At 34.2% G+C, this 7,831-nt stretch carries 10 protein-coding genes; 7 read left to right on the top strand and 3 right to left on the bottom strand.

Translation table 11 applies throughout. The annotated features are described in order from the left end of the window. Positions 1–114: 114 nt before the first annotated feature. The 4 genes from ABH968_RS03755 (at position 115) to ABH968_RS03740 (ending at position 1,660) form a co-directional block, all read left to right on the top strand. Complete coding sequence (locus ABH968_RS03755) at positions 115–324, top strand: hypothetical protein (RefSeq protein WP_370042662.1); 210 nt, start codon at positions 115–117, stop codon at positions 322–324. A 142-nt stretch (positions 325–466) separates the two neighbouring features. Continuing rightward, complete coding sequence (locus tag ABH968_RS03750) at positions 467–745, top strand: hypothetical protein (protein WP_370042660.1); 279 nt, start codon at positions 467–469, stop codon at positions 743–745. Continuing rightward, positions 735–995: a phage holin gene (locus tag ABH968_RS03745; RefSeq protein ID WP_370042658.1), complete on the top strand. Its 261-nt coding sequence runs from the start codon at positions 735–737 to the stop codon at positions 993–995. The genes ABH968_RS03750 and ABH968_RS03745 overlap by 11 nt, the downstream gene beginning before the upstream one ends. After that, on the top strand, positions 992–1,660 hold the full coding sequence (locus ABH968_RS03740) for a M15 family metallopeptidase (protein WP_370042656.1): 669 nt from the start codon (positions 992–994) through the stop codon (positions 1,658–1,660). The genes ABH968_RS03745 and ABH968_RS03740 overlap by 4 nt, the downstream gene beginning before the upstream one ends. A gap of 273 nt (positions 1,661–1,933) precedes the next feature. Here the strand turns inward: ABH968_RS03740 and ABH968_RS03735 are convergent, their stop codons facing one another. The 3 genes from ABH968_RS03735 to ABH968_RS03725 all read right to left on the bottom strand — a co-directional run bounded on the left by ABH968_RS03735 (position 1,934) and on the right by ABH968_RS03725 (position 4,260). Then, on the bottom strand, positions 1,934–2,659 hold the full coding sequence (locus ABH968_RS03735) for a hypothetical protein (RefSeq protein ID WP_370042654.1): 726 nt from the start codon (positions 2,657–2,659) through the stop codon (positions 1,934–1,936). A gap of 71 nt (positions 2,660–2,730) precedes the next feature. Continuing rightward, positions 2,731–3,147 carry a hypothetical protein gene (locus ABH968_RS03730; protein ID WP_370042652.1) on the bottom strand — a complete coding sequence of 139 codons (417 nt, stop codon included), beginning with the start codon at positions 3,145–3,147 and terminating at the stop codon, positions 2,731–2,733. A 384-nt stretch (positions 3,148–3,531) separates the two neighbouring features. Continuing rightward, the gene (locus ABH968_RS03725) at positions 3,532–4,260 is read right to left on the bottom strand and encodes a hypothetical protein (protein ID WP_370042650.1); all 729 of its coding nucleotides are present in this window, start codon (positions 4,258–4,260) and stop codon (positions 3,532–3,534) included. Between the two features lie 1,089 nt (positions 4,261–5,349). Here ABH968_RS03725 and ABH968_RS03720 point away from each other — a divergent pair. From ABH968_RS03720 to ABH968_RS03710, 3 genes are all read left to right on the top strand, one after another. Next, on the top strand, positions 5,350–6,144 hold the full coding sequence (locus ABH968_RS03720; protein ID WP_370042648.1) for a basic amino acid ABC transporter substrate-binding protein: 795 nt from the start codon (positions 5,350–5,352) through the stop codon (positions 6,142–6,144). 244 nt (positions 6,145–6,388) lie between these two features. Then, the gene (locus ABH968_RS03715; protein ID WP_370042646.1) at positions 6,389–7,093 is read left to right on the top strand and encodes an amino acid ABC transporter permease; all 705 of its coding nucleotides are present in this window, start codon (positions 6,389–6,391) and stop codon (positions 7,091–7,093) included. Continuing rightward, a complete protein-coding gene (locus ABH968_RS03710; protein ID WP_370042645.1) occupies positions 7,090–7,812 on the top strand; it encodes an amino acid ABC transporter ATP-binding protein in 723 nt (240 codons plus the stop codon). Before ABH968_RS03715 ends, ABH968_RS03710 begins: the two co-directional genes overlap by 4 nt. The last annotated feature ends 19 nt before the right edge of the window (positions 7,813–7,831 follow it).

Genomic DNA, 7,831 nt, shown 5'->3' with positions numbered 1-7,831 from the left:
TAGAGGTTTGTGGATTGCTTATAACAGCACATACGTATATATTCGTGACCAATGGGGAAATAACGTGGCACAACTAAAACAAGTATAAAAATAAATGAAATGGAGATAAAAACTATGAAATACGAATTACATTTAAATAACGGAATGATTTATTCATTAAACGGAACAGAAATTGATGCACAAAAACTCACTGATGCTTTAAATAGTAATCAAGTGGGTTTTATTAATTTTGGAGGCATTATTGTAATTAAACATGTTGTAGTAGGTGTATTTCCTATCTTAGATACACCTGAAACAAAAGAAGTTAAGATGGAAGATGAGTAAGAAAGGATTGACCTGTATACCTATTTTGGGTTATAGGTTTTTTAATGGTGAATAAATGCTAGAAACGCAAGCAGAAGCTTAGCGTTATTTTTTATGCCTTCCACAGATAATTGTGGAGGGCTTTTATATTGGGGAAATGAAGGTGAAAACAATGGTGGAAACAATCAATAATTGGTTGCCGATTGTATCAGCATTAATTGCAGGGCTTTTATTTATTTGGCGCATTACAAACAACCTGAATAAAACGTTGCTGAGTTTAACTAATGGCATAGAGAGATTAAACCAACATCTAAACGAAGTTGACGAGACTGCAAAGGATTCAGCACAGCGTATCAATAATCATGAAGTACGTATTGTCGTTTTAGAAAAAGTAGCAGGTATTCAACGAAATACAGGGGAGAGTGTTCACTATGAAAATTAACTGGAAAGTACGACTACAACACAAACAATTTTGGGTGTCATTAATCGCATTACTTATCGTGCTCGCTAATCAAATAGCGGGCATTTTTCATGTCGATATTACGATTTACAATGATCAAATAACAGCCATTTCAGAGACGATTCTAAGCATTTTAGGCTTACTTGGTATTATCATCGACCCAACAACAAAAGGGACGTCTGATAGCACACAGGCAATGGATTATGACAAACCAAAGGATGGTGTGAAATGAGTACAAGCGTAACAACTACATGCCGAGACTTAGCCGAGCTTTTGCCAGCTGCACAAACAGCCTGTCGATTGCTATTTCAGGAGTGCTACAAGGCAGATATTAAGAACATCTTCATCACAGAAACATATCGCTCACAGGAACGGCAGAAATACCTCTATGCACAGGGGCGCACTCGACCAGGGCAGATTGTTACTTGGACACTGAATAGCAATCATAAGTCACGCCTAGCATGGGATATTGCTGTAGGCCCTCCACAATCTTTATATGATGTGACTACTTTAAATAAAGTCGGTACCATTGCTAAGAAGTTAGGCATTGAGTGGGGAGGTACATGGACTAATGCTATTGATCGACCTCATTTTGAGGTTAAATCAAATTGGGTAATGCCAAAGGGTTATGTGTTAGGAAAAGTAATTGTACCAAGCAACAGTAAATATAAAGTCCAATTAATTGTGGAAGACAAAAAGGAGGAAATTAAAGTGACAACTACAACTTGGAATCCAGGTTCGCCAGCTATGAAAACTGAAACAGAAAACTTTGTTGCACAGGCTGTTAAGGGTGGGATTATACAGGCTTCACACTTGAAGGATTTGCAGAATGGTACAATGACTACGGACCGTTTGATTGGATTGTACATTACGATTCAGCAAAGACGTGGTAAGTAAATGAAAGTAAGACTAGGCGCTCTTTTTTTGTCCTGGTGAATGCACATTTTTACTTTCTGTTAAAATCAAAAATACGACAGTAGCTAATAGGAGGAGCATCAGGAAAATGCGGATTTACAACGATAAGACTTAGTTTTTTATGCACAATTTTCACCATTTCAAAAAGCTGTACTAGATAAATACCTTGCCAAGGATTTTCCAATACAGCTTTTTTGTAGATTTATTAAATTATCTTAATTTAAATTCATAAGATCATGTCTTTGATTACATATGTTAGTCTTCTTTGATTATTTCGAAAGAATCTACAACTGTAGTCCCATCCTCAGTATAAACTGGTACAATATAACCTGGCTGTCCTGAATTAATATAATTTAACACTTCTTCCAAAGTTTGCAGCTCAATGTTAATATCATTTGAATAAACATATCCTTCAACACCATTAATTCCAATTGCTCGAATAAGGTCTGGACTATTTTCTAGTGATTCCGCATAATAATCTGATCCATAAGTTAAACCATTTTCATTAATTTTATATGGTTCGTTTGGAATCATAGAAACTAAAGAACGTTTGACACGTGGTGATGCTTTAGTAGAAAACTGATGATAACCATCTCCGTGGTATAAACCAATTTGAGATTGTGCATAGTAAATTCCTTTTTCACTAGTTTTTCCTGAAGACAGCGTTACTCCTGAAGTGGCTTTAGTATTATATTGCCATCCACTAGATTTGACAAGATTTGCTGATCCATCATATAGTCTTGCGTTAACTCCCATAAATCCTGTTGGAGCAGTACCAGAATTTGAACTAACACTACCAGCTCCCCAAGTTGAGCTTGAATCATTATGAACAGAAGAATAAAATGTATATTCATAATTATTTACAGTTGTATTCGTTGCTGTGCCGAATGCATCTGCTGCGAAAACATTTACCTTAAAAAAAGAAAATGTCAAACAAATAGCAAATAACGCTGTAGTTAATAATTTAAACGCTTTTTTCATATTGAAATTACCTCCTGATATTTATTAGTTCACTTTTCAATAAGTTATTAACTCAAAAAATTATTAAAATTCTAATTAAAGTAAAATGTACCAATAATCGTTTCACCATCTTGTAAGTATATTGGTGTCGATTTTTTAAATGATTTATTATATTCATCTAACTCACTTGGCGAAGATATACCTTCAGGCGGATAAATATATCCTAATACACCGTTCTCATCTTTTACTAACATTAAATCAGGTTCAACTTGCATTATATTTCCAATATTAGGACCATATGTTTGCCCATTTTCATTCATTGGATAACCATTGCTTATAATACTATCTTTAGTAGGTATAACTAAATCTGATGAATTCTCCTTTATATAACTGCTATTGACATCATCTGTCATTGTTTTATTAGCAAAAACCGTTAGTAAAAAAATAATTAATGACAACAACAACAGAATAATAGTAAAAACCTTAATACTTTTCTTTCTGCCAGTCATTATCAATGTAATCCTCCTCTCTATTAGTCCTGGGCATATTTAGTATACAATATTTTACAAGTATATACAATTATTTTAAACATTTTATATAAATTGAGTATATTTTGTAATTATATGTATTTAATAGAAGAATCCTATTGGAAAAATCACCTCCGAAGAGAGGAACCAAAGCTTCGCAATTTTTTTATAAATATCGTAACTATATTATAAATCCACAGCTTTTATGGTTTTTGCATAAAAGTATGTAAAGATGAAATGCACAGAAAGAGCCACAAAAAGTTGATAGTACAGTGTTTGTGGCTTTTTGTGTTTATTCATCATATGGTCTGAATTTTTACTTTACGAATCAAATAAAAAAGCCACTCATTTGAGTGACTTAACTGTTTATTTTCCCATTTGTTTTAATGCTTTATCCATTTGACGTTCATTAGATCTCACAGCAGAACTGTCTAATGTATCTTCACCACGGTATGTATATTTCGTGTTTTGGTAAAAATCAAAAGCGAATTTATTTATAGGAGTGTCGACTTGCCCATAAAATCTATTGATTACATTTGCTCTAAAGACATTACTTAACATATATTCTGCATTGTTTATATCAGCTACATACTTTTTATTTTTATATTCAGCAATGATATATTCTTCAAATTCTTTGATTTCGGCTTCTGTAGAAGGGTATTCTTTTGCATAAACCATAACTGCATCGTATTTTTCTGTAGGAGTTCCTTCCTTTGTAGCAATTTCTTTCACTTTGTCTTGCCAAGTTACAGCAACAGGAGTTTCTTCATTAGGTTTTGTTGCAGTCTCTGCTTTCTCCTCTATTAAACCATCTTCTATAATAGTATTTAATTTTCCATCTTTGAAAATGAGTGATACAGAAGCTTCTTTATCTACTCCATTTTCTCCATCATAGTCAAAAATCAATAATAAGTCGTCAGATTCTTTTGCATCTGGATTTTTCGGTTTGCCACCTACAATTTCTTTCACTTTTTCAGTACTCATTCCTGTTTCTAACTTTTTAAACTCATCTGGAGTAATTGTAGCAGTTTCTTCTTCACCACATGCAGTAAGTAATAACGCTGACAAAGCCCCTATAAAGAATAATTTTTTCATTATATAACCTCCCTCTATATTTCCATTTTAGGAAAACGTGAGTTAGATGTATATAAAAAATGAATTAAAGGTAAATAAAATTGTCTAAGAACGAAGAAGACGAACGTTTAACATTAGCCTGCACAATAAGATTACAAGTCAATCAATTTATTACTGAGTGACTTGTAATTAAAGTTATATATTTTTCTCTACCTACCTGCCCATTGATATTTAAATTTTTTCTTATTAATGTTCCCCACAAAGTTCCCCAAATGTATTCTTTTCTTTTCATTTGTTTTCTTACACAGATATTCATGAGAACTAAAAAAATAGCGTAAACATTAGTTTTATAACGGATTTCATAAAATTAATTCTGTAGTTTTCTAAACTAATCCATATTACTATAATATGTACCTTTTACAACCAATTATTTTTATTTCAAAAAGACAACTTATCTATTGATAAAGGAAGTGATTCCTAGTAGAGTAAGAGAGGTAAATCAAGTGCAAAAAACAAGCATTTTTTAAACGCTACACAAAAGCTACACAATAGCACTGTGAAACGTTGGTATTATGCACTTTTACTATGCCCTCCGAGGGCGCCATTTTACTGATTATTTGATATACTTTTATAAACTCAATTCTCCTAATAAGTAGTTTAGCAGCCTGCTTAGTGGGGAAATGAGAGGGTAAATAATGGGGATATTGCCTAATAGGCATTATTCCCGCATTTGTTCCTTTCAAACCTTCAAAAAGGCAACAACTCCAAATTATTTTTTAGTGAACATACCGTACGTGAAGACTAGTTATACTAGTCGAAAAAAAGAATCCTATCTGAGGGGATTCTTTTTTTTTGCAAAATATATCTAACTTTAGCATCGATTATGAATGTATAAATATTCATAATTGGTGCTATTTTCTTTTTTTAATACCGCTTTATTCTAGATAAACCAAATGGAATAAATTTTTATGAAAAAACAATTACTTTTATGCAAAATGTTATTGTATAAAAAGAATAATGTTACTATAATTGACCTAATAGTCTAATATTTCCGAATTAATAAAAATATTAATTGTGTTTCGGGAAATAATTGAATTAGGGGGAGTAGCTATGAAAAGAAGTTTATCTATGTTACTGGTAGTCGTAACAGCATTTGTGCTAGTTCTAGCAGGGTGTGGCGCAAAAGACAAGACATCGTCGGGTAGCGTGCCATCCGAAGATGGAAATGGTAAGACAGTTTATAAGGTAGGAACAGAAGCGACATTTGCACCATTCGAATCGCTTGACGATAAAGGAAATATTGTAGGATTAGATTTCGATATTTTGCAGGCGATTGCAGATGAAATGGGCTTTGAAGTAGAGTGGCAAAATATTGGCTGGGAGCCTGTCTTCCAAACTGTTAAAAATGGGGAAACAGATATCGGTGCAGCAGGGATCTCAATTAATAAAAAGCGTAAAGAAACGTTTGACTTTACAGAGCCCTATTATGAATCTCAATTATTAATCGTTGTAAAAGAAGATTCCAAGATTAAATCATTAGCTGATTTAAAGGATAAAAAGATTTCAGTACAAATTAATGCTACAGGTCATGAAGCTGCGAAAAAGCTACAGGGTGATTCAAGTCCAAATATTATGGCGTTTGAAAATCAGCCGGTTGCAATCAAAGAAATGCTAAATGGTAACGTGGATGCAACGATTGGTGATAATGCGGTAGTTTATGAATATATCAAAGCTCATCCAAAAGAGAAGCTTAAAGTAATCGAAGATGATGCATTTGAAAAAGAATACTATGGTTTTATGGTTCAGAAGGGGAATACGGAACTTTTAAACAAATTAAATGAAGGTCTGAAAAAAATTAAAGAGAACGGTAAAATAAAAGAAATTACAGGTAGAGACTTTAAGTAATGAATGACTGCATGATGGGGCTGTCCTAAAAGAAATAAAGAAACTCAATATATTGTATAAGGTGAAAATCCGCGTAGACTCCTACGTGAAAAAAGAGGACGAGACCTAGCAGAGAGGGTTGCAAAACTGATTTTGCGACAGGAGCATACTAATGCGGATTTTTACTATTTACAAATATGCTAGATTTCAAGGACCTTTTGGGCAACTCCTCATTTAATTTTTGAAGGGGAAGTGGGGTTTTCGGATGGACATCTTTGACTTACGCTGGGACATAGTCTGGAACTACCGAGATATGTTTATACGAGGTATTGGTGTGACGCTAATTTTAACACTTAGTGGTTATTTTGGCGGAATTCTTTTAGGACTATTTTTAGGACTTGGAAAACTATCGACGAGAAAATGGGTTTATTGGCCATGTAAGCTATATGTAGATTTATTCCGCGGGACACCGATGCTCGTACAAATATTATTAATTCATTTAGCGGTGATACCGACTATTTTTGGACATTCATTAGGTTACATGGTTTCCGGGATTACGGCACTTATCTTAAACTGTGCAGCATATAATGCAGAAATATTCCGCGCGGGTATCCAAAGTATTGCTAAGGGGCAAATGGAGGCAGCACGTTCTCTTGGCTTAACACATAATCAAGCGATGCGAAAAGTTATTTTGCCACAAGCTTTTAGACGTATGATTCCGCCGTTAGGTAATGAATTTATTGCTTTATTAAAAGACTCATCTTTAGTAACTGTTATTGCGGCACCAGATATTTTATATGCAAGTAAGATCGTGGCCGGAGCTAGCTACCGTTTTTGGGAACCATATATAGTTGCAGCGTTACTCTATTTAATTTTAACGTATGGAGTAACAAAGATTGTAGCGTTTGTCGAAAAACGACTTAGTAATAGCTATGTCCCTCGTAAGGCAGAAGGGCGGGAAGCACGATGATTAAAATTGAGAATTTACACAAATATTTTGGCAAACTAGAAGTGTTAAAGGGCATTGATTATGAAATACAGGAAAAGCAAGTTGTCTGTGTTATAGGTCCATCAGGCTCAGGTAAAAGTACGTTTTTACGTTGCATCAATATGCTAGAAGAAGTAACAGATGGTGCAATTTATATCGAGAATGTGAAGATAAACGAGCCAAAAACAAATATTAATGCTATTCGTGCAGAAGTAGGCATGGTGTTTCAACAATTTAATTTATTCCCGCACATGACAGTCATAGATAATGTCACGATGGCTCCGATGCAAATCCGAAAAATGAGTAGGACAGAAGCAGAATCACTTGGGCAGGAGCTGTTGAAAAAGGTCGGTCTTGATAGTAAAGCTTATAACTATCCTGAGCAGCTTTCAGGTGGTCAGCAACAAAGAGTGGCCATTGCCCGTGCGTTAGCGATGAAACCAAAAGCTATTTTATTTGATGAGCCTACTTCGGCACTAGACCCCGAAATGGTAAAAGAAGTTTTAGATGTAATGAAAAATTTAGCGGCTGAAGGTATGACCATGATAGTAGTAACACATGAAATGGGCTTTGCCCGTGAAGTTGGAGATCGTGTTGTCTTTATGGATGGTGGCTATATTGTCGAAGAGGGAACTCCTCAGGATATATTTAGTAATCCACAAAATGAACGAACAAAAGCATTTTTAGGAAAAGTTTTATAGTTCATTAAATAAGAGCAGC

Origin of the sequence: Lysinibacillus sp. RC79 (assembly GCF_041262405.1) — a bacterium.
GTDB lineage: Bacteria > Bacillota > Bacilli > Bacillales_A > Planococcaceae > Lysinibacillus.
Note: the sequence above shows the minus strand (reverse complement) of the source record. Positions and strands in the feature narration are given on the sequence as shown.

Excerpts from the sequence above, each read along its gene's own strand:
- ABH968_RS03735 (WP_370042654.1), bottom strand. The coding sequence starts at position 2,659 with ATGAAAAAAGCGTTTAAATTATTAACTACAGCGTTATTTGCTATTTGT.
- ABH968_RS03710 (WP_370042645.1), top strand. The coding sequence starts at position 7,090 with ATGATTAAAATTGAGAATTTACACAAATATTTTGGCAAACTAGAAGTG.
- ABH968_RS03740 (WP_370042656.1), top strand. The coding sequence starts at position 992 with ATGAGTACAAGCGTAACAACTACATGCCGAGACTTAGCCGAGCTTTTG.
- ABH968_RS03720 (WP_370042648.1), top strand. The coding sequence starts at position 5,350 with ATGAAAAGAAGTTTATCTATGTTACTGGTAGTCGTAACAGCATTTGTG.
- ABH968_RS03755 (WP_370042662.1), top strand. The coding sequence starts at position 115 with ATGAAATACGAATTACATTTAAATAACGGAATGATTTATTCATTAAAC.
- ABH968_RS03715 (WP_370042646.1), top strand. The coding sequence starts at position 6,389 with ATGGACATCTTTGACTTACGCTGGGACATAGTCTGGAACTACCGAGAT.
- ABH968_RS03725 (WP_370042650.1), bottom strand. The coding sequence starts at position 4,260 with ATGAAAAAATTATTCTTTATAGGGGCTTTGTCAGCGTTATTACTTACT.
- ABH968_RS03745 (WP_370042658.1), top strand. The coding sequence starts at position 735 with ATGAAAATTAACTGGAAAGTACGACTACAACACAAACAATTTTGGGTG.
- ABH968_RS03730 (WP_370042652.1), bottom strand. The coding sequence starts at position 3,147 with ATGACTGGCAGAAAGAAAAGTATTAAGGTTTTTACTATTATTCTGTTG.